This is a genomic window from Longispora sp. NPDC051575, assembly GCF_040681875.1.
GTDB lineage: Bacteria > Actinomycetota > Actinomycetes > Mycobacteriales > Micromonosporaceae > Longispora.
On the sequence record NZ_JBFAZP010000003.1, the window covers coordinates 747191 to 767235 of the forward strand.

At 73.7% G+C, this 20045-nt stretch carries 24 protein-coding genes; 13 read left to right on the top strand and 11 right to left on the bottom strand.

What is annotated here, in order from left to right; translation table 11 throughout:
- The first annotated feature begins 91 nt into the window (after window positions 1–91).
- The 4 genes from AB0M43_RS10845 (at window position 92) to AB0M43_RS10860 (ending at window position 3027) form a co-directional block, all read left to right on the top strand.
- Entirely contained in the window at window positions 92–676 is a 585-nt protein-coding gene (locus AB0M43_RS10845) for a hypothetical protein (RefSeq protein WP_363723242.1), read from the top strand.
- A gap of 171 nt (window positions 677–847) precedes the next feature.
- A complete protein-coding gene (locus tag AB0M43_RS10850) occupies window positions 848–1684 on the top strand; it encodes an aminoglycoside phosphotransferase family protein (protein WP_363723244.1) in 837 nt (278 codons plus the stop codon).
- Between the two features lie 62 nt (window positions 1685–1746).
- The gene (locus tag AB0M43_RS10855) at window positions 1747–2475 is read left to right on the top strand and encodes a dienelactone hydrolase family protein (protein WP_363723246.1); all 729 of its coding nucleotides are present in this window, start codon (window positions 1747–1749) and stop codon (window positions 2473–2475) included.
- A 108-nt stretch (window positions 2476–2583) separates the two neighbouring features.
- Window positions 2584–3027, top strand: coding sequence for a VOC family protein (locus AB0M43_RS10860; protein WP_363723247.1), 444 nt, complete (start codon window positions 2584–2586; stop codon window positions 3025–3027).
- A 130-nt stretch (window positions 3028–3157) separates the two neighbouring features.
- Here the strand turns inward: AB0M43_RS10860 and AB0M43_RS10865 are convergent, their stop codons facing one another.
- Both AB0M43_RS10865 and AB0M43_RS10870 read right to left on the bottom strand, forming a co-directional pair.
- Window positions 3158–3676, bottom strand: coding sequence for an NUDIX domain-containing protein (locus AB0M43_RS10865; RefSeq protein ID WP_363723249.1), 519 nt, complete (start codon window positions 3674–3676; stop codon window positions 3158–3160).
- A 224-nt stretch (window positions 3677–3900) separates the two neighbouring features.
- On the bottom strand, window positions 3901–4476 hold the full coding sequence (locus AB0M43_RS10870; RefSeq protein WP_363723251.1) for a TetR/AcrR family transcriptional regulator: 576 nt from the start codon (window positions 4474–4476) through the stop codon (window positions 3901–3903).
- A gap of 88 nt (window positions 4477–4564) precedes the next feature.
- Between AB0M43_RS10870 and AB0M43_RS10875 the strand changes: the two genes are divergently transcribed.
- The 4 genes from AB0M43_RS10875 (at window position 4565) to AB0M43_RS10890 (ending at window position 7212) form a co-directional block, all read left to right on the top strand.
- The gene (locus AB0M43_RS10875) at window positions 4565–4954 is read left to right on the top strand and encodes a DUF4267 domain-containing protein (protein ID WP_363723253.1); all 390 of its coding nucleotides are present in this window, start codon (window positions 4565–4567) and stop codon (window positions 4952–4954) included.
- 1 nt (window position 4955) lies between these two features.
- Entirely contained in the window at window positions 4956–5429 is a 474-nt protein-coding gene (locus AB0M43_RS10880; protein WP_363723255.1) for a DUF1772 domain-containing protein, read from the top strand.
- Between the two features lie 98 nt (window positions 5430–5527).
- Window positions 5528–6466, top strand: coding sequence for an ATP-binding cassette domain-containing protein (locus AB0M43_RS10885; protein WP_363723257.1), 939 nt, complete (start codon window positions 5528–5530; stop codon window positions 6464–6466).
- On the top strand, window positions 6463–7212 hold the full coding sequence (locus AB0M43_RS10890) for an ABC transporter permease (RefSeq protein ID WP_363723259.1): 750 nt from the start codon (window positions 6463–6465) through the stop codon (window positions 7210–7212). Before AB0M43_RS10885 ends, AB0M43_RS10890 begins: the two co-directional genes overlap by 4 nt.
- 16 nt (window positions 7213–7228) lie before the next feature.
- Here the strand turns inward: AB0M43_RS10890 and AB0M43_RS10895 are convergent, their stop codons facing one another.
- Window positions 7229–10351 (bottom strand): BTAD domain-containing putative transcriptional regulator, encoded by a 3123-nt coding sequence (locus AB0M43_RS10895; RefSeq protein WP_363723261.1) that lies wholly within the window; start codon window positions 10349–10351, stop codon window positions 7229–7231.
- A 201-nt stretch (window positions 10352–10552) separates the two neighbouring features.
- Complete coding sequence (locus AB0M43_RS10900; protein ID WP_363723263.1) at window positions 10553–11134, bottom strand: XRE family transcriptional regulator; 582 nt, start codon at window positions 11132–11134, stop codon at window positions 10553–10555.
- Between the two features lie 50 nt (window positions 11135–11184).
- Here AB0M43_RS10900 and AB0M43_RS10905 point away from each other — a divergent pair, with 50 nt between their 5' ends.
- Complete coding sequence (locus tag AB0M43_RS10905; RefSeq protein WP_363723265.1) at window positions 11185–11847, top strand: HAD-IA family hydrolase; 663 nt, start codon at window positions 11185–11187, stop codon at window positions 11845–11847.
- Between the two features lie 15 nt (window positions 11848–11862).
- On the opposite strand, the gene AB0M43_RS10910 is transcribed toward AB0M43_RS10905, so the two are convergent.
- Window positions 11863–12324: an Lrp/AsnC family transcriptional regulator gene (locus AB0M43_RS10910; protein ID WP_363723267.1), complete on the bottom strand. Its 462-nt coding sequence runs from the start codon at window positions 12322–12324 to the stop codon at window positions 11863–11865.
- A 92-nt stretch (window positions 12325–12416) separates the two neighbouring features.
- Here AB0M43_RS10910 and AB0M43_RS10915 point away from each other — a divergent pair, with 92 nt between their 5' ends.
- The 3 genes from AB0M43_RS10915 to AB0M43_RS10925 all read left to right on the top strand — a co-directional run bounded on the left by AB0M43_RS10915 (window position 12417) and on the right by AB0M43_RS10925 (window position 14403).
- On the top strand, window positions 12417–13322 hold the full coding sequence (locus tag AB0M43_RS10915; RefSeq protein WP_363723269.1) for an LLM class flavin-dependent oxidoreductase: 906 nt from the start codon (window positions 12417–12419) through the stop codon (window positions 13320–13322).
- Complete coding sequence (locus AB0M43_RS10920; protein WP_363723271.1) at window positions 13319–13744, top strand: nucleoside deaminase; 426 nt, start codon at window positions 13319–13321, stop codon at window positions 13742–13744. The genes AB0M43_RS10915 and AB0M43_RS10920 overlap by 4 nt, the downstream gene beginning before the upstream one ends.
- A gap of 98 nt (window positions 13745–13842) precedes the next feature.
- Window positions 13843–14403: a hypothetical protein gene (locus AB0M43_RS10925; RefSeq protein WP_363723273.1), complete on the top strand. Its 561-nt coding sequence runs from the start codon at window positions 13843–13845 to the stop codon at window positions 14401–14403.
- 41 nt (window positions 14404–14444) lie between these two features.
- Here the strand turns inward: AB0M43_RS10925 and AB0M43_RS10930 are convergent, their stop codons facing one another.
- The 6 genes from AB0M43_RS10930 to AB0M43_RS10955 all read right to left on the bottom strand — a co-directional run bounded on the left by AB0M43_RS10930 (window position 14445) and on the right by AB0M43_RS10955 (window position 18947).
- Window positions 14445–16196 carry a lamin tail domain-containing protein gene (locus AB0M43_RS10930; protein ID WP_363723275.1) on the bottom strand — a complete coding sequence of 584 codons (1752 nt, stop codon included), beginning with the start codon at window positions 16194–16196 and terminating at the stop codon, window positions 14445–14447.
- A 219-nt stretch (window positions 16197–16415) separates the two neighbouring features.
- Window positions 16416–16688 (bottom strand): DUF4235 domain-containing protein, encoded by a 273-nt coding sequence (locus AB0M43_RS10935; protein ID WP_363723277.1) that lies wholly within the window; start codon window positions 16686–16688, stop codon window positions 16416–16418.
- Entirely contained in the window at window positions 16685–17026 is a 342-nt protein-coding gene (locus AB0M43_RS10940) for a hypothetical protein (protein ID WP_363723279.1), read from the bottom strand. The genes AB0M43_RS10935 and AB0M43_RS10940 overlap by 4 nt, the downstream gene beginning before the upstream one ends.
- Window positions 17027–17108: 82 nt before the next feature.
- Complete coding sequence (locus tag AB0M43_RS10945; RefSeq protein WP_363723281.1) at window positions 17109–17552, bottom strand: SRPBCC domain-containing protein; 444 nt, start codon at window positions 17550–17552, stop codon at window positions 17109–17111.
- Window positions 17553–17635: 83 nt separating this feature from the next.
- Complete coding sequence (locus AB0M43_RS10950) at window positions 17636–18286, bottom strand: class F sortase (RefSeq protein ID WP_363723282.1); 651 nt, start codon at window positions 18284–18286, stop codon at window positions 17636–17638.
- Window positions 18279–18947: a hypothetical protein gene (locus tag AB0M43_RS10955; RefSeq protein ID WP_363723283.1), complete on the bottom strand. Its 669-nt coding sequence runs from the start codon at window positions 18945–18947 to the stop codon at window positions 18279–18281. Before AB0M43_RS10955 ends, AB0M43_RS10950 begins: the two co-directional genes overlap by 8 nt.
- A gap of 195 nt (window positions 18948–19142) precedes the next feature.
- On the opposite strand from AB0M43_RS10955, the gene AB0M43_RS10960 reads away from it, so the two are divergent.
- Window positions 19143–20042 (top strand): hypothetical protein, encoded by a 900-nt coding sequence (locus AB0M43_RS10960; RefSeq protein ID WP_363723284.1) that lies wholly within the window; start codon window positions 19143–19145, stop codon window positions 20040–20042.
- Window positions 20043–20045: the final 3 nt, after the last annotated feature.

Sequence of the window (20045 nt, forward strand, 5' to 3'; positions counted from 1 at the left end):
GGGAACCAGCCGTTAGCGTGGCCGGCGACCGCCGGTCACGCCACGTGACGTGTCCGCACGTCTGCCACCCACCCCAAGAAGGACGACATCCATGCATGCACCCAAGTCCCCTACGCTCGTCCGTCGCCTCGCGGCCGTCTCCCTGGCCGGCCTCGTCGGGCTCGGCCTGCTGTCCGGGTGCGGAGGCTCGGACAGCAAGTCGGACAAGCCCGAGGTCAAGACCTCCACGACGGGTACGCCGGGCGCGGCGTCGACCACCGGCGCCCCGGCTGCCGGCTCGGCGGCCAAGCTCGGCTCCCCGGTGGAGGTCACGGTCGGCTCCACGAAGCTGAAGGTCACCGTCAGTGACGTCAAGCCGGAGAACCCGGCCACCGAGGAGCCGTTCAAGTCCAAGGGCAAGAAGTACGCCACCGCCAAGGTCGAGATCGAGCACGTCAGCGGCCCGGCCCTCGAGATCGACACCAACGCGCTGTTCCAGGTGGCGGCGGGCGGCCAGCAGGTCAAGGCCGAACTGCTCGGCAGCCTGGCCTTCGCCGGCGCGCTGGAGGACGGCCCCCTGGAGGCGGGCAAGAAGGTCTCCGGCCTCGTCGTGTTCGGCTCCGAGCCGGCCAAGGTCGCCGGTGCCAAGATCCAGATCCTGGACGGGGAGAAGGTCGTCGGCACCTGGGCGATCTGATCCTGCCCCACCTGCGGTAGACGTCCTGGAAGCCGGCACCGCGCCGGCTTCCAGGACGTTCCCGTCCTGTCACGGCCACGGCTTCGGTTCCACCGGGTCGAGCTCCCGGGTGAGCCGGTGCCGGGGTGAATTCCGCTGGCTGTGCGCCGTCCCGGCCGGCACACTGGCGCCATGGATCTGCCCAGCTACGCGGCCGTGGTCAGCGAGCGGCACGCACTACCCCCGCCCGGCGAATGCGGTCTCCGACAGGGACAGTTCCACGACGTACTGCTGACCCCGGACGCCGTGTACCGCTTTCCGCGCACCGAGGCGGCCAGAGTCCTGCTCCCCCACCACTCCAGGGTGCTGGCGGCCCTGGCCGGGGCCGGTCCGGACTTCGCCGTGCCGGTACCGTTGGCGCCCGTCGACGCCGACGAGCCGGTCGGCCGGTGCTACCTGGCGACCACCCGGGTGCCGGGCCAGCCCCTGGGCTCCGGCTACGGCCACTACCGGACGGGCGCCGAACTCGGGCGGGTCCTCGCCGCGCTGACCAGACTCACCCCGCGGCTGGCCGGCACGGTCGACGCCCACCGGCCCGACCGGTGGGCGCTCTTCGCCGCCGACGTCGAGACGGAGCTGTTCGGCCTCATGTCCGCCGACGGCCGCCGACGTGCCCGGCAGCAGCTCGACGCCGTCGTGGCCCTGCCCGCACCGCCGGACCCGGTCCTGGTGCACGGCGACCTCGGCGGGGACAACCTGCTGTGGGACCCCGGGCCGCCGCTGGGGCTGACCGGCGTCGTCGACTGGGACGGGCTGGGCCTCGGCAGTCCCGCCGACGACGTGGCGTCCATCGCCGCGACCTACGGCTGGGCCACCGCCACCGAGGCCGCCGAACGGGCCGGCTGCCCTGCCGGGACACTCCGGCACGCCCGGTCCGTCCAGGCGACCTTCGCCCTCCAGCAGGCGCTGCCGGCCGCGCGCAGCGGGGACACCGCGAACCTCGACGACGGACTCCTCGGCTACCGGTGAGCGGGGGCGGGCGCGACGTCGGGCGCGGGATTTTCCGTTGACCCCGTGGTTAGGGTGCGGATATGTGCATTGACAATGACGCCTCCGTGCCCACCGACGCCGAGCCGCTGATCGAGCTCACGTCCGCCGACGGCTCCCGGTTCGGTGCCTACCTGGCCACGGCGTCCGAGCCGACCGGCGCGCGGCTGGTGCTGCTCCCGGACGTCGGCGGGATGCGCTCCCCGTTCCGCGAGCTGGCCCGCCGGTTCGCCCGCACCGGAGCGGACGTGCTGGTCATCGACTACTACGGCCGGACGCTGGGCCCGGCGGCCCGGGGCGAGGAGTACGACAAGAAGGTCAGCGAGGGCTTCGACCGCGAACTCGTCCTGGAGGACATCGCGGCGGCCGTGGCCCATCTGCGCGCGTCCGGCGACGGACCGGTGTACGCGGCGGGCTTCTGCATCGGCGGCGCCAACGCGCTGTACGCGGGCACCGCGGACCTCGGCCTGGCCGGCGTGATCGGCATCTGCCCGTACGTGGGGGCGATGGGCGCGTCCGCGGCGCTCCCCGAGGACTTCGGGTCCGGGATCCGGGTGCCGGTGCTGGGCCTGTTCGGGGGCGCCGACACCGAGGTGCCCAGTTCCGTGCACGAGAACCTCGGACGGGACCTGACGGCCGCCGCCGTACCCCACGAGATCGCGGTCTTCGACGGGCAGCCGCACGGCTTCATCGAGTGGGACCACTTCGGGCGGGACGGGCACGCCGAGGCCGCCGCCGACGCGTGGACCCGGATCGGCGCGTTCCTGCGGTAGACGGAGACGGGCCCGGGTCGGAACGTCCCTCCGGGGCCGGGGCGGCTGAGCTGGGGTGTCGGGTCGATCGGGCTCGTCTTGTCGTACCCGGCGGGCAAGATGGACGGCATGGAGACGATCACCACCTCGTTCAAGATCTGCGTGGACTGCGCCGACCCGCACCTGCTCGCCGCGTTCTGGTCCGCCGCCCTCGGCTACGACATCGAGGACCACTCGCCCCTGATCCGCCACCTCCTCGACGCCGGCGCGGTCGGCCCCGACGAGGTGATCGAGGTCGACGGCCGGCAGGCCTTCCGCGCGGCCGCCGCGATCCGGGACCCGGCCGTCGCCGCCCCCGCCGTGGGGCAGGGCGGCCGGGTGCTGTTCCAGACCGTCCCGGAGTCGAAGTCCGTGAAGAACCGCCTGCACCTGGACCTGCACGTGCCCGACCAGGCGGCGACCGTGGCCCGACTGGTGGAGCTGGGCGGATCCGTGACGGGGCACGGCGAGCAGGGCGGGCACGGCTGGACCGTGATGGCCGACCCGGAGGGCAACGAGTTCTGCGTCGTGTAGGTGTGTGCGGGGGATCCGCCGCGTCCGGAGCCGGTCGCGGTGCGGGAGTCGTCCTGCGTCGGGTAGGGGTCGAGGCGGCGTGGCCGGGCCCCGGTCCGTTGGCGCCCCTGGCGGACCTCTCCGGGGTGGATCAGTGCGGCTCGTCCCGGAGCAGGCGCAGGACGGTGGTCTCGCGCCGGAGCCAACGGGGCGCGGCCCCTCCCCCTGCCAGCAGCGCGGAGTTCACCCCGATCGCCTCGTCGAGGTCCACCCAGGTCGGTACCAGGCCGAGTTCCCGCTCGTCGTCCTCCAGGTGTTGCGCGCCGAGCTCGTCCGCGATCTCGCACCGCAGGTACCAGGACGTGTTGGCGAACAGGTCGTAGCCGGCCTCCTTGGCCACGGCGTATTCCACGACCCGGCCGAAGGGCTCGCCGACGGCCAGGACCCGCGCGCCGCACTCCTCCGCCAGTTCCCGGCGCACCGCGTCCGGGACCGACTCGCCCGGCTCGACCCCGCCGCCCGGGAACTTGTAGTCCCCGTTCCGGGAGCACACCATCAGCAGCCGGCCGTCGCGGCGGACGATCCCCCGCGCCGAGGAACGCCCCACGGTCCGTCCTGACCGGAGCAGGTGGGCACCGTGGGTGATCTCCGCGAGCAGTCGACCATGCATACACGAAAGACTATCCATCGGGTACTCCGGCGGAGAGGCCCGCCCGCGCGCCCCCGCCACTGGGCACTCCAGAACCCTCGCCTCCAGAACCAGACCCAGCACCGTGGGCCGTGGGCCGTGGGCCGTGAGCCGTGAGCCGTGGGCTGGGCGTTACGGCCTATGGGGTGTGGGCTGTGGCAACCCGGTACCCGGATGGTGGTTGTGGTGTGGGGTTGGATCTTCGGTCAGGCGCGCAGGAGGTCCAGGAGGAGGGGCAGGCGCTGGTCGCGGAGGTCCGGGCGGAGCCGGTGGGCGCGGGTGAGGGTGGCGAGCCCGTGCAGGGCGCTCCAGCCGACCTCGGTCAGCACGTGCACGTCCCGGCCGGCGGCGTGCACCGCGAAGGCCGCGAGCAGTTCCCCGAACGCCGCGCGCAGCGGGCTGGGCGCCTCGGGGGTGCCGAACGGCAGGTCGGACGCGAGGGTGAACATGGCGTCGTAGAGCGCCGGCTGCTCGTCGGCGAACGTGAGGTAGGCCCCGGCGACGGCGTCGAGCTGGTCGGCGTCCGCCCGGCCCGCGCGGGCCGACCGCAGCACCTCCAGGAGTTCCGTGAAGCCCTGGAGGGCGACGGCGTCGATGATGGCGCCCTTGTCGGCGAAGTGGCTGTAGAGCACGGGCTGGCTGTACTCGATCCGGTCGGCCAGGCGGCGGGTGGTCACGGCGTCCCACCCCTCGGCGTCGGCCAGCTCCCGGGCCGAACTGATGATCAGCTGGTGGCGCTGGGCGCGCTCGCGCTCGCGGCGGTGCTGGGCGGGTGTCGTCATGACATTCATCCTAGCACCGCTAGCCAACGGAGCATGACTAGTGCTAGCGTCGCATCAGTTCCTAGCGCCGCTAGATTTTGGAGCAGTCATGAAGCGTCTCGCCACCGGTCTCGCCGTCCTCGGCGCCCTGTTCATCCTCTACATCGGCATCAGCTACCTGCTCAACCCGGTCGGGACCGCCACCGGGTTCGGGGTGCCGACCTGGCCGACCCACGACGGCACCGCGTTCCTGGCCGTCAAGGGTGTCCGCGACATCGCCAGCGGGCTGGTCATCCTCGCCCTGCTGCTCACCGGGCACCGCCGGGCGCTGGGCTGGGCGATGCTCGCGCTGACGTTCGTCCCCGCCGGGGACATGGTGATCGTGCTCAGCGAGGGCGGATCGCGCGCCGTCGCCCTCGGCGTCCACGGCCTGACCGCCGTCGCGGTGGCCGTCACCGCCGGCCTGCTGCTCCGCGAGTCCACCCCGAAGGAGATCTGACGTGTACGTCCTCAGCCAGCTCATCGCCGTCGTCGCGGTCCTGTCCGCCGGCGCCATCTACGGCACCGACATGCTCGGCGCCCTCGTCATGCGCCCCACCTGGGCGAAGGTCGACGACCGTACCCTCACCGCGGTCGCCGGACACTCCCACCACTACGGCGACCGGCGGTTCCCGGTCCCCGGCATCCTCAGCATCGTCGCCACCGTGCTGGCCACCGCGGCCTCGGCCTTCGCGGGACGGTGGCCGGCCTTCGCGGCGGGCGCGGTGGCGACCGTGGCCCTGCTGACCTGGCTCGCGGTCTACAAGCTCGTCAACGAGCCGATCAACCGCCAGTTCACCGCCGCGGTCCGGGAGGACCGGGTACCCGTCGACGCCCGCGCGCTGCAGACCCGCTGGGACAGTGTGATCGTGCTCCGGGTGGTCCTGCAGGGGGTCGCGCTCGCCGGGTTGTGCGCGGTGCTCGCCCTGCCGTGACCGGGCGGGCCGGGGGCGGCCCGGTGGGGACGCGGTGTCAGTGGGCGTGTCAGGGCCGCGACAGGGTGGTGTCAGGCCGGCTGTCGATAGTTGGCCGCATGCCAACACCAGCCATTGCGGTCTCAGGACTGCGGAAGGTCTACGGGGACAAGGTCGTGCTCGACGGCATCGACCTGGAAGTCCCCGCAGGCACCATCTTCTCCCTGCTCGGCCCGAACGGGGCGGGCAAGACGACGACGGTCAACGTGCTCAGCACGTTGATGAGGGCCGACGGCGGGACGGTGCGCGTCGCCGGTCACGACGTGGCCACCGAGGCCCGGGCGGTGCGCGCGGCGATCGGGGTCACCGGCCAGTTCGCGGCGGTGGACGAGCTGCTGACGGGGCGGGAGAACCTGCGCCTCATGGTGGACCTCAACGGGGTCCCCGCCGCCCGGGGCAAGCGGATCGTCACGGAGCTGCTCGAACGCTTCGACCTGACCGAGTCGGCGGGGAAGCCCTCGTCGACGTACTCCGGGGGCATGCGCCGCAAGCTCGACCTGGCGATGACGCTCGTCGGCGACCCGCGGATCATCTTCCTGGACGAGCCGACGACGGGGCTGGACCCGCGCAGCCGGCGCACGATGTGGTCGATCATCCGCGAGCTGGTGGCCGACGGGGTGACCATCTTCCTCACCACCCAGTACCTGGAGGAGGCCGACCAGCTCGCCGACCGGGTCGCGGTGCTCGACCAGGGCCGGCTGGTCGCCCAGGGCACCCCCGCCGAGCTCAAGCGCCAGATCCCCGGGACCCACGTCCGGCTGCTGTTCACCGCCGGCCCCGAACTCGACGCGGCCGCCCGGCTGTTCCCCGGCGCCACCCGCGACGACGAGGCGCTGACCCTGCGGATTCCCAGCGACGGCGGCACCCGGTCACTCCGGGCCCTGCTGGACCGGCTCGACGAGCACTCCCTCAGCGCCGAGGAGTTCTCCGTGCACACCCCCGACCTCGACGACGTCTTCCTCGCCCTGACGGGCCACACCACGGAGGCCACGACATGAGCGCCAAGTCCCCGTCGCTGGTGATGCTGCGACGCAACGTCAAGCACATCGCCCGGAACCCGACCTCGGTGTTCAACGCGGTCCTGATGCCGATCGTCATCATGCTGATGTTCGTGTACATGATGGGCGACGCCTTCGACGTCGGCGTCGACTACATCGACTACGCGACGCCGGGGCTGATCCTGCTGGCCGTCTGCTACGGGCTGGGGGCCACCGCGACCTCGGTGAACTCCGACATGACCAAGGGCATCATCAACCGGTTCAAGGTCATGGACGTCTCCCGGGGCGCGGTACTGACCGGCCACGTCGTCGCCAGTGTGCTGACCAACCTGATCGCCATCGCGGCACTCGTCGGGGTCGCTTTCCTGCTCGGGTTCAGCCCGTCGGCGGGACTCCTCGACTGGCTCGGCGTGGTCGGCGTCGTCGTGCTGCTCGGGTTCGCCGCCGGCTGGCTCACGGTCGCGCTCGGCCTGGCGGCGAAGTCCCCGGAGACGGCGGGGCTGTCCTCCATACCGCTGGTCATGCTGCCGTTCTTCAGCAGCGCGATCGTCCCGGCGGAGAAGATGGGGCCGGGGCTGCGGGAGTTCGCGGAGTACCAGCCCTTCACGCCGATCATCGAGACCATCCGCGGGCTGCTCAACGGGGCGCCGGACACGGGTGACGCGATCGCCGCCCTCGCCTGGTGCGTCGGGATCGCGCTCGTCGGGTACCTGTGGGCGCGGTCCACGTTCGACAAGCGCGCCTGAGGTACCGCGCCGGGTCTCACGGCGCGAGGGTGACCTCGACCAGTTCGGACCAGCTGTCCCCCGCACCCTCCCGCGTCACCTCGGCGAACCGTTCCTCGCCGAGGTGCGCGCGTGCGTCCCGTTCGATCCGCGCCGCGTCCGGGTGGGCGTGGTCCGGCAGACCCCGCACGGTGACGCTGGCCGCGAGGAGCCGCGCCGCCCGCTCGTAGTCGCCCCCGCGGAGCGCGAGGTCGGCGATCCCGACGAGTACCAGGGCGATGGTGGGCGCGTACCCCACCTCGGACGCCGCCCGCCACGCGGCCGCCCGCTGGGTACGGGCCTCCTGGAGGTCCTCGGCCAGGTAGCCGAGCACGTCGTGGATGCCGGCCCGGATGTTCGCCTGCTCCGCGTCGGTACCCAGCAGGGTGGTGGCGATGGCGACCTGGCGGCGGGCCTCGGCGACGTCGCCGCCCCACCGGGCGAGTTCACCCTTCGCGAGCGCCAGTTCGACCAGCGCGTGCGGCCAGGTGACCCCTTCGGCGCACCGGGCGGCCTCGGCGATGGCGGCGGCGCTCGCGTCCCGGTCGCCGTGCAGCCAGTACATCAGGGCCTGTTGGGTGCGCAGCCGGATCACGTCCTCGACGGCGCCGACCTCGGAGACGACGACGACCGCCTGCTCGTAGTACGCGCACGCGCCGGCGTGGTCGCCGCGCAGCGCGAGCTGGTCGGCCAGCTGGTTCAGGGCCAGCGAGATCCCGAACCGTTCGCCGAGCGCCCGGAACTCCGCGAGCGCCGCGCGCAGGTGCTCCTCCGCCTCCGGGCCGCCCTGGCCGTTCATGAACGCCATCTTGCCGACCTGCATCCGGGCCAGGGCCCGCACCCACGGATCCTCGCTGTCCAGCAGCTCCGTGAACGCGGGCACCGCCTCTTCCGGTGCCCGGAGCATCCGTTCGAGCGGGACCACCAGTCCGAGCAGGGGGTTGTGGTGCCGGCTCTGCTCGCTGAACCGGTACGCCTTGCGGATCCACTCCGCGCCCAGGTGTTCGTCGCCCCGCCCGGAGGTCACGAAGAGCACCACGATCCCGTACGCCATGGCCCGGACCTCGTCGGTCACGTCCCCGGGTACGGCGGTGGCCGCGATCAGCAGCTCGATGCCCTCGGCCCGCCGGCCGCCCAGCCACCAGTACCAGCCGGCGGCCGCCGCGAGCCGCATCGCCGCCTGGGCGTCCCCGGCCGCGACCGCGCCCCGCAGCGCGGCGCCGATGTTGTCGTGGTCGGCTTCCAGGGTGGCGAGCCAGTCCAGCTGTCCGGCGCGGCGCAGCTCCGGCTCGGCGGTCTCGGTGAGCTCGGTGAAGTACGCGAGGTGCGCCCGGCGGGCCAGGTCCGGTTCCCCGGCCTCGGCGAGCCGGTCCGCGGCGTACTCCCGGATGGTGCTGAGCATCCGGTAGCGCGGGACGCCGTCGCCCTCGGTGACCAGCAGGGACTTCTCGGCCAGCGAGGTGAGCAGCTCCAGCACCTGGTCGCGGTCGACGACCTCGCCGGCGCAGACCCGCTCGGCCGCCTCCAGCCCCGCCCCGCCGGAGAACACCGACAGCCGGCGCAGGACCGTCCGCTCGGCGTCGGTGAGCAGTTCCCAGCTCCAGTCGACCACCGCGCGCAGAGTCCGGTGCCGGGGCAGCGCGATCCGGCTGCCGCTGGTCAGCAGGCGGAACCGGTCGTCGAGCCGGTGGGCGAGCTGGTCGACGGTCATGGTGCGCAGCCGGGCGGCGGCCAGTTCGATCGCCAGCGGCATGCCATCCAGCGCCCGGCAGATCCGTACCATCGTCGTCAGGGTGTGTTCGTCGACCCCGAGGTCCTTGCGCACCACGCCGGCCCGGTCGCGCAGCAGCCGGACCGCCGGCGAGGACGCGAACGCGGCGGGGCTGGCGTCGGCGGGCACGGCCAGCGGCTCGACCTGCCACAACGCCTCACCGGTGATGCCGAGCGGTTCCCGGCTCGTCGCCAGGATCCGCAGCCGGCGGCACTCGCCGAGCACCCGGTCGGCGAACCGCGCCGCCGCCTCGACCACGTGCTCGCAGTTGTCCAGGATCAGCAGCGCCTCCCGGTCCCGGATCGCCGCGATCAGCCCGTCGACCGGGTCCGCGTTCGGGGCCGCGCCGAGCAGGGTGTCGCGGAGGCCGAGCCCGGCGAGGGTCGCCTGCGCCACGTCGCCGTCGGTGCCGATGGCCGCCAGTTCCACCAGCCAGGCCCCGTCGGGGAACCCGTCGAGCAGCGTGCCCGCCGTCTCGGTGGCCAGCCGGGTCTTGCCCGAGCCGCCCGGGCCGATCAGGGTGGTGAGCCGGTGCCCGGCGATCAGTGCGCGGACCGCCGCGACGTCGGCCTCCTTGCCGACGAAGCTGGTCAGCTCGGCCCGCAGGTTGGTCTTCCGGTTCTCCTCGCGCCGGCCGAGCTCGCCCCGCAGCAGCGCGACGTGCACGGCGGACAACTCGGCCGAGGGGTCGACGCCCAGCGCGTCGGCCAGGGCCGCTCTCGTGCGCTCGTACACGAGCAGGGCCTCGCTGTCGCGACCGGCCGCGGCGAGGGCCCGCAGCAGCGCGGCGACCAGGCGTTCGCGCACCGGGTGGGCGTCCACCAGGTCGGTCAGCTCCGCGACCTGCCCGGGGCCGGCCTCCAGGTCGAACCGGTCCTCCAGGGCGGCCAGGCGCAGCCCCTCCAACCGGGCGGTCGCCGCGTCGAAGGCCGCGCTGTCCTGGAGTCCGACGTCCTGCATGGCCGCGCCGCGCCACAGGGCGAGGGCCTCGCGCAGGATCCGGACCCGCCCCGGGCCCTCCTCGTCGCGGGCCCGGCCGAGGAGGCGTTCGAACCGCACGGCGTCGACGGCGTCGGGGGCCACCGTGAGCCGGTAGCCGCCGGTCTGGCCCTCGACCAGGCCGTCCGGGAGGGTCTTCCGCAGCCGGGAGACCAGGCGTTGCAGGGCGTTCGCCGCGTCGGTGGGCGGGTGCTCACCCCAGATCCAGTCGATCAGGGTCGCCTTCTGGACCACGTGCCCCGGGTGCAGCGCGAGGGCGACCAGGAGCGCGCGGAGCCGGGCACCCGGCACGTCGGCGGGGGTGCCGTCGTCCGCGCGAGCCTCGAACGGTCCCAGCATCCCGATGCGCATCCGGGTGATTGTGCCACGGGTGGTGGGCGGGGCCCGGGGGGCTGCGGGGCCGGGGAGGTGGCGGTGGGGGCGCCGGCCGGGGCCGGGTGGCCGCCGTGGGGAAACGGGCTGTCCAGCGTGGCGAGCCGGTGGCGGCAGGCAGGGGAAGCCGGTGGCGGCCAGCGGCGGAGCCGGTAGCCGTCGGCGTGTGGCGACAGGTGTTCAGGGCGCCGCGGGTCCGCTCCCGGTGACGGGGTAACGGCTGTCGTGTTCGCCGTGGTAGACCACGACGACCAGGTAGTGGGCCGGTGCGGCGCGCGGGTTGCGGTAGGTGTGCGCCCGGTCGGCCCGCAGGGACAGCGTGTCGCCGGCCCCGACCTCGAACACCGCCGGTCCGATCTCCACGGTGACCGCGCCGGAGATCCCGTGCAGGAACTCACGGGTACCGGCCGGGTGCCCGCTCGCGTCCCGGATCTCCGCCCCGGCCGCGAGCCGGTGTTCCCAGATCTCGTGCCGGCCGTCCGCGAGCAGCAGGGCCGCGCCGTGCGGGTAGGCCACCGCGTCGGCCCGCCGGGCGAGGTGGCCGAGCTGGGGTGGCAGTACGACGAGGTCGCTGACGGGGATGTCGAGCGCGACGCACAGGTGCGCGAGGGTCGCCACGCTCGGGTTGGTCCGGGCCGCCTCGATCTGGTGGATCATGCCCCGGCTGACCCCGCTCCGCCGGGCCAGTTCGTCCAGGGTCCAGGCGCGGTGCGCGCGGGCCGCCCGGAGGTTGACGGCGAGGGTGCGGGCCAGGTCGTCCATGCCACTATCTTGCTATGGACTTCCGGTATCCGGTGACGCAGGCTCGGGTCATGAAGATCATCCCCGCCGAAGCCGTGCTGTTCGACCTGGACGGCGTGCTGGTCGACTCCCTGGCGCTGATCGAGCGGATCCTGCGCGCCTGGGCGGTCAGCCGGGGCCTGGACGCCGACCGGGCGGTCGCCCTCTCCCACGGCCGGCGCGACCTCGATCTGGTCACCCTCCTGGCCCCGCACCTCGACGCGGTCGCCGAGACCCGGCGGATCGTGGCCGCCGAGGAGGCCGACCTCACCGGGCTGCGGGCCGTGCCGGGCGCCGCCGGCCTGCTCGCCGCGCTGCCCGCGCACCGCTGGGCAGTGGTCACGTCCGGCACCCGGCTCGTCGCGACCGGCCGGCTCCGGGCCGTCGGTCTGCCCCTGCCCACGGTGCTGTTCGCGGCGGAGGACACGAGAAACGGCAAACCCGATCCTGAGGGGTACCTCGCGGCGGCGGCCGCCCTCGGCGTACCCCCCGAGCGGTGTGTCGTCGTGGAGGACGCCCCGGCGGGGCTGACCGCCGCGCGCGGCGCCGGCATGGCCCGGATCGGCCTGGGCGCGGCGGTCCGGGCGCAGCGCGCGGAGCTGGACGCGTGGGTGCCGGACCTGCGCCCGGTCCACGCGACGGTCACCGCGGCCGGGGTGACGTTGAGCGTCCAGCCGCCCGGGCCCGGCGACTGACCGGCCAGTCCGGGATCAGGTCGCGGGCTGGTCGGGCGGCCGGGGGCCCCGGTACGGCAGGGTCTGGCTGTAGACGACGCTGGTGGTGGTGCTGCCGAACCGGGCCAGCTCGTCCATCAGCTGTTCGAGGTGGGCCATCGAGGTGGCCGCCACCTTCAGCGTGTAGCAGTCGTCCCCCGTGGTCCGCAGGCACTCGAGGATCTCGGAGCGTTCGGCGAGGAGCTGGTGCAGTGGCTGGTGCCGGCTGCCGGGGTACTTGAGGCGGACGACGGCCAGCACCGGGTAGCCGGCGCGGGTCAGGTCCACCGCCGCGTGGTACCCGGTGACCACGCCGGTGGACTCCAGCCGGCGCAGGCGCTCGGTGGTGGCGGAGGCGCTGAGGTTCACGCGGCGGGCCAGTTCGGTGAGGGTGATCCGGCCGTCGCCCTGCACCTCGGCCAGGATCGCCCAGTCGGTCGGATCAAGAGTCTCGGCCATACCGGGAGAGTACCGGGGAATCCACGGCCGGCCGCCGCCGATGGCGGGAGCATCCCGTTCCGCGCCTTGATCAGCGGGGATAGTCTGTGCACGTGCAGCTTGGTGTGAACGTCCCCAACTTCGGCCCCGGCACCGACCCCGGCGTGCTGCGGGCCTGGGCGCAGACCGTGGAGGGTCTGGGCTTCGACCTGTTGATGGTCTCCGACCACGTGGCGATCACCCCGGACGTGGCGGCGCAGTACCCCGCGCCGTTCTACGAGCCGTTCACCACCCTCAGCTGGTTGGCCGGGATCACCCACCGGGTCCGGTTGGGCACCACGGTGCTGCTCGTGCCGTACCGGCATCCGCTGCTCGTCGCCCGGATGGCCGCGAACCTGCACCAGCTCAGCGGCGGCCGGCTGGTGCTCGGGGTGGGGGTCGGCTGGGCGCGGCAGGAGTTCGAGGCGCTGGGGGTCCGGTTCGACCGGCGGGGGCGGCTGACCGACGAGCACCTGCGGGCGCTGCGGGCCGCCTGGGCGGACGAGGCCGACTACGGGGCCGGGCGGATCCCGGTCTGGGTCGGCGGCAACAGCGACGCGGCCCTGCGCCGGACGGTCCGGCTCAGCGACGCGTGGCATCCGCTGCGGTTCACCCTCGACTGGTTCGGGTCCGCCGTGGACAGGTTGCGGGCCGTGGCCGCCGAGGAGGGGCTGCCGGTGCCGGCCCTGGCGCCCCGGATCCGGCTCCGGCTGACCGACGCGCCCGTGACCGGCCCCGACCGGGCGGCCGGCGAGGGCACGATCGAACAGGTGCTGGACGACCTGGCGCGGCTGCGGGACCTCGGCGCCGGGACCGTCGTGCTCGACCCGTACCAGGGTGACCCGGCGGAGACGCTCCGGCCCGAGGCCGCGTGGCGGATGCTCGCGGCGGTGGCCGCCCACCGCGCACCGGCCCGCACCGAACACCGTGGGGGCGACCGCTCCCCCGGCCCCGTACCGACCGCGAAGGAACAGCCATGACCCCCGACGACGAACGCCTGCTCCGCAGGGCACTCGAACTCGCCGCCGCCGCGCGGGCCACCGGCCACGCGCCGTTCGCGTCGCTCCTGGTGGGCCCGGACGGTCGGGTGCTGATCGAGGACCACAACACCGTGGACGCCGACAACGACATCACCGCGCACCCCGAACTGAAGCTGGCGCTGTGGGCCTCGCGCGAACTCGACCGCGACACCGCCGCCGGCACCACGATGTATACCAGCTGCCAGCCGTGCGGCATGTGCCAGGGCGCGATCGAGCGTTCCGGTCTCGGCCGGGTGGTGTTCGCGCTGGCCACCGACCAGCTCACCGCGCTCAAGCCGCCGGCACCGCCGGCGACCCTGCGCGTCGAGGGCCCGGCCCTGCCCGGCGAGGCGGAGGTTCCGGTGGCGGGGTTCTACGGCTGACCCCGGCGCCGGCACGCGTGTCCGGTATTCGCACGACTCCCGGTCGGCGCCGGAACCGGGAAAAATGGAGTGCCCGAGCGAAAGGGCACCCGATACCCGTGCGCACACTCAGCCAGCACGACCTTCACCGCCTGCTCCGGTCCCACCGGCGCCTGAAGGTCTCGCTGCTGGTCACCCTGGCGGTGATCATCGCGGGACTCGTCCTCCTGATCGTGTCCGACGCCTCGTTCCCGATCCCGCTCGGCGGCGTCATCGGGGTGTGCATCGGTCTGGTGCTGCTCATTCCGCAGCGCCGCCTGCTGGCGGAGCTCGGGCTCACCAACGTCGAGGCGAAGGAGATCATCACCGCGGAGCGCGAACGCCGCACCGGCCTCGCGGCCATGCCGCCGGCGGACCGCGCCCGGCGCGAGAGCGTGCGGGCCCGGATCTTCACGGTCGCCGGCACGGTGCTGGTGGTGGGGTTCTTCGTCGCGGCGTACTACTTCTTCTCGAAGGCCGGCCAGACGGTCGAGGAGGACGCGCCGACCGACCCGTGGTTCGCCACCAGCGTGTTCGGGGGCTTCGCGGCCCTGTGCGTCGGGCCGGCGCTGCTGTTCCAGGCCGCGCAGCACCGGAGCGCGGCGGAGTCCTGGCGGGCGAGGGCCGACCAGGACACCTGAGACGACCACGGAGGACGGTGCCGTCCTCCGTGGTCCTCGGGTCAGCTACAGGTGAGGGTGCCGGCGCGCAGGGCGTGGCCGCCGTCGTTGGAGTCGTCGGCCCAGAGCACGGGCCGGCGGCCGTTCACGCAGGCCGCCGGGGAGATGGCGAACCCCTCGTTGTTGTAGTCGGGCAGGCCGGTGGGCCGGTCGTAGGTGGCCGTGACGGCGAACCTGCCCTGGGCGTTGACCGCCAGCGTCGCGGACCGGCCCTGGCAGGTGTCGTCGCAGCTGGCCCACAGGCGGCCGGTGCCGGGCTCGAACTCGAGCTCCATGACGGCCGGGAAGCCGCTGGTGATCGTGGCGACCCGGACGTAGGTCCCGCCGGCCTGGAGGGCGTAGGCGTAGACCGTGCCGTTGGCCTCGGCGCCGACGAGGAACAGGCCGGTGCCGTGACCGGGGTACGAGCCGGGCTGGTACGCGGCGCCCGTGCGCTCGTCGAGGAACCCGTTCGCGGTGAGGTACGTGTCCGGGACGAACGCGATGCCCTCGGGTCCGCTGTTGGGCGCCATCGACGGCAGATCGGCGGTGAGGTTCCACTCGGCGGCCGCGTTGAGCGTGCCCGCACCGGACGCGGTGTCGTAGCGCAGGACCTTCACCAGGCTCACGTCGCTGTTGGCGTTGTCGCGCTCGGTGACCACGAACGTGCCGTCGGGGGTGACCGCGACCCCCTCGGCGTCGGGGTCGCCGCCGCCGTTGGCGTACCGCAGGGACTTGCCCGAGGCCCAGCCGCCGGCCGGGTCGGGCCGCCAGTTCGCGCCGTCCGGGACGAGCCGGTAGATCGTGCCGGGGCCGTTCTTCACCGCCCAGAGCACGCCGGCGTCCTGGAAGGACAACCCGCTGAGGTTGGTACCGAACACGTTCGACCCGTCGGCGACGGTGACCGCCGCGTCGCCCGGCCAGGTCGTGCCCGGGTTGCCGCCGCCGCAGGAGTTCGCCGCGCCCTTGGTGGCCGGGCTCGTGCTGGTGAACGCGCCGGTCCCGTCGACGCACCGGCCGTAGGTGGCGGCCGCGTGCGCGGTCCAGGTGTAGGTGTCCACCAGGGTGCTGCCGCCGGGCTTGTAGAGCCGCGCGGAGTCCGCGCTGCCCAGGCCGAACGACGCCTCCACGTCCAGCGCGAGGAAGCCGCCGACCGGCAGCGTCGTACCCGTCGGGATCGTGAAGCTGTGGCTGTTGTCGTTGTCCTTGATCACCCAGCCGGCGAGGTTCGCCGCGGCGGTGCCGGTGTTGACCAGCTCCACCCAGTCGCCCGGCGAGCCGCCGTTGGACTCGACCTCGTTGATCCGCACCACCGCGGTGCCGCCGGGACAGGCGTTGGCCGCGCCCCTGGTCGACGCCGTCGTGGTGGTGAACGCCCCGCTGCCGTCGGCGCACCGGCCGTAGGTGGTGGTCGCGTGCGCGGTCCACGTGTGGGTGTCCACCAGGGTGCTGCCGCCGGGCTGGTACAGCCGCGCGGAGTCGGCGCTGCCGAGCCCGAAGACCGCCTCGACGTCCACGACCCGGAAGCCGCCGGCCGCGATGGTGGTACCCGTCGGAATCGTGAGGGTGTGGCTGTTGTCGTTGTCCCTGAGGACCCAGCCGGACACGTCGACGGCCGTGCCGCCCGTGTTGACCAGCTCCACCCAGTCGCCCGGGGAGCCGCCGTTGGACTCGACCTCGTTGATCCGCACCGTCGTGGCCTGCGCCTTCGCCGCCGCCGGTGTCCCGGTCAGGCCGAGCGCGGCGACGGACAGGACGACAACAGCCAAACCCATAGATCTATGCTGATGTGTACGCATGGAGCGGTCCTCTTCTCCGGGGTCACGGGCAGGGGCGGCGCGCCCCGGGACAGCCTCCGGCACACCGACGACAACCACGTGAACACGCGGCGAACGGTCCACACAACACATAGTCCGCTGGACGGAAGAAGGCTTCCACGGCCCACGCGCCGCGCCCGCCCGGCCTGGTCGGCGGGGCGGGCGCGGGCGGGTGCGTCACTCCTCGCCGGGCCAGGTGCCGGCGACCTTCTCGAAGCCCTGCGCGCCGCCCCGGTCGACGGCCGCCTTCACGACGCCGAAGATCGCGCCCTGCACGGCGGCGGCGACCAGCACCTCGGTCCAGCCGTGCCGGCGGTCGGTGGCCTCCGGGGCGCTGTCGGAACCCGAGACCAGCCGCCACACCTGCTTGAACAGCAGCCCGGCGACCGCGCCCGCGGCGAGGCTGCCGAGGAGCCCGACCGGCTTGTACAGCAGCGTGCCCTTCGTCATCGCATCTTCTTCAGGTAGGCGGCGATCCGCTGGTCCAGCCGCCGGTTCGTCCGCCTGCGCCGGACGCCGGCCGCGACCACGACCAGGGCGAGGACCGCCCCGGCGGCGGCGCGGACCCGGTTGTCGGCGGCGGCGGCCCGCACGTGCGGGGCCCACGCGCGCACCTGACCGGTGACGGCCTCGGCGAGGCGGGTGGCGGCGTTCTCGTCGCCGGGTCCGGCGAACGAGTCGGAGAGCTGGTCCCTGGCGGTGGAGAGGTCGCCCGCTTCTTCCAGGGACGCGGCGGCGGCCGACGCGCTCGGGTCCGCCGGACTCGTGATGGTTCGGGCCGTGGACATGGGAGGTTCCTCCTGCGCTGGGGTGCTGGTGCCCGCACGGTGGGCGGCTCCCAGCCACATACCCGGCGACGCGGTCCCCCAATCAGGATCCGGGACCCCGCTCGACGAGGCGGGCCAGGCGGCGCAGCGCCTCGCGGTTGCGGCCCTCCAGCGCCCCGTCGTTGATCCTGTTGCGCAGCCCGAGGAGCGCGCCGCCGGTGAACTCCTCCTCCAGCACCACCCGGGTCCGGCCGTCCGGCTCGGGTACCAGGGTGATCGTGACCGTCAGCTCCCCCAGCGGCCACACCCGCGGGCACATCACCACCCGGTACGGCGGCTCGCAGGAGACCATCGTCGTCGTGCCGGGCGCCGCCACCGGCCACGGTCCCACGGTGACGTGCAGCCTGCTCCCGGCGGCCGGCCAGGCCTCGTCCACCTGGCGGATGTGGTCGGCGCCCACGACCCAGGCGCTGTAGGACCAGCCGTCCGCCAGTACCGCGAAGACCTGTTCCGGGGTGGCGGTCATGGTGCGTTCCGTCCGCGACACGCGGGCCTCCCCTCAGGACGGGAATCCGGTTCCCCGCCCGTCACGATAGGGCAGGCCCGGAGCCGGCGTTCCCGCGCGCCGGGTCAGGGGCGGGCGTCGGTCAGGTGCGCGAAGACGATCACGTTGTCCACGTACTCCTGGCGCCGGCGGTCGAACTGGCCCCCGCAGGTGACGAGGCGCAGCGCGGGGACCGGCGACGGGCCGTAGACCCGGTCGGTGGGGAACCGCGCCTTGGCGAACCGTTCCACCGAGTCGACCGTGAACCGGCCCCGGCTGCCGTCCGCGCGGCTGATCTCGATCGGCGCGCCGGCGGTGAGCCGGGTGAGGTAGAAGAACACGGCGACCTTGCTCCTGGAGTCCACGTGGCCGAGGATCACCGCCGGGCCGGGCTCGCCCGGGGTGGGGCCGTGCCGGTACCAGGCGGCCCGGTTGGCCCGCTCGTACGGCGGGGTCTCGATCCGGCCGTCGCGGGTCAGGCCGACGGTGTCGATGAAGGCCTCCAGCCGGATCGCCGGGATGGCCAGCTTCACCGGCGGGGAGCGGCGCATCACCGGCCCCGTCCACGCCGGCGGTCGCTGCGCGATCCGGGCGGCGGCGGGCGGGTCGGGTTCGCGCACCGCGAGCGGCGGCGGGGTCGGCGGCCCGGCGGGCACGGCCAGGCGCCAGGCGCCCCAGCCGAGCAGCCCCAGGGACGCCGCCCCGATCGCCCGCCCGACGGTGCGCCGGTCAGGCACCCTCGCGGCGGCGGGCGACGAGCAGCCCCGCGCCGACCCCCAGCAGGCCCAGCGTGACGGCGGCGGCGGTCACCACGGGCGAGTCCAGGCTGCCCCCGCCGCCGGTGCCGGCCGCGCCGCTCGGGACGGGACGGGCGGAGGTGGACGGCCCGGCGGAGGCGGACGGTCCTGCCGAGGCGGACGTGGAGGTGGACGGCCGGGGCGACGGGGACGGCGAGGGCCCGCCGGTCGACTTGCAGGTGTGGGTCACGTTGAACTTCATCGACTCGCCCTCGCCGGTGACGACGGCGCTGGCGGCCTCGAGGGTGGTGCCGGCCGGTACCTGGATGAAGGCCTTGGAGGTCGCCGGGGACGGTGCCGAGATCGTGCCGTCGGGCGGGATGTTGTAAGTGACACCGCTGAACGTCAGGCTCAGGCTGACGAAGTCGCGCGGCTGGTCGGTCAGCACGAACACCCAACCGTCCAGTGTGGGGCTCGCGCCGCCCTGGAAGTCCTCGCAGTTCTGCTCGAACCCGCCGGCCTGGGTGCCGAGGTGTGCCGGGTTGATCGCGGCGGTGGTGTTCGCCCACGCGGGCGCGGCGGCCAGCATGCCGACCAGCGCGCCGAGCCCGAGGCCGACGGCCCCCGCGACGGCCCGGTTTCTCGCCCTGACGTGAACCATGGCACCCCCAAAGTCTTGTCGCATATGCGGCTTAAGGTATGGGTCACCGTGCATGGATCCGGGACGACACGCCGACAGCGAATGGTGCACTAAATCCTTTTTGCATAGTTTTCTGGAACGGGATACATGAACACGTTTCGTCGTTAGCATGGCCCCAAAGTGCGCCTTTCGGCTCGATCACTCCGGGGGATGTCCGTGCGACGAGTACACACGAGGAGGGTCCAGGTCGCCGTGGTCCTCGGGGCCCTGCTGCTGACCGGACTGATCGGCCTGGTGGCGATGCCGACCACCGCGCAGGCGGACATCCTCATCGCGATCAACCCCGGGAACGTGCCCACGACGGCCGAGGACTTCGACCCGAACTCCTGCGACAACATCCCCGGCGGGGCCAGCCCCACCCAGGACGGCTGGGTGTTCGTCCTCCCGGGCAACGACTCGGAGTTCGTCTCGCTCACCCTGACGTTCCAGAAGCCGGACCTGTCCCTGGTGGTCCTGACCATCCCCACCGACGGCGGGGGCATCATCGGCGGGCCCGGCACCTCCAAGGCCTACCTCCAGACCGATCCGGGGTGGACGCTGACCGCCGGCACCGCGCAGATCACGGGCGACTCCCCGCCGCCGAGCGGGAACTTCAACCTGACGCACACGTGCCCGACGACGGGTGGGCCGACGCCCAGCCCGTCGCCGACGCCTTCGATGTCGGCATCGCCATCGCCGAGTCAGTCGCCGTCGCCCAGTCTGTCGGCGTCGCCGAGCTCGTCGCCCAGCCCGTCGCCGTCGATGAGCCCATCGCCGAGCCTTTCGCCGTCGCCGAGTGCGTCACCGAGCCCTTCGTCCTCCCCGAGCGGGTCGGCGTCCCCGAGCCCCAGCCCGTCGGCGTCCACATCGGCCTCCCCGTCCGCCGGCCCGTCGGCCACCCCGACCGCCCCGGTGCCGTCCGTGAACGCGTCGACTCCCCCGCCGCCGCCGTCCGGCCTCCCGGTCACCGGTGCCGGCGTCATCGCCATGGTGTCCGTGGCCGCCGCGCTGATCGCCACCGGTCTGGCCCTGCGCACGGTGAGCCGCCGACGCCCGGGCTCCGGCATGACGGACTAGCGG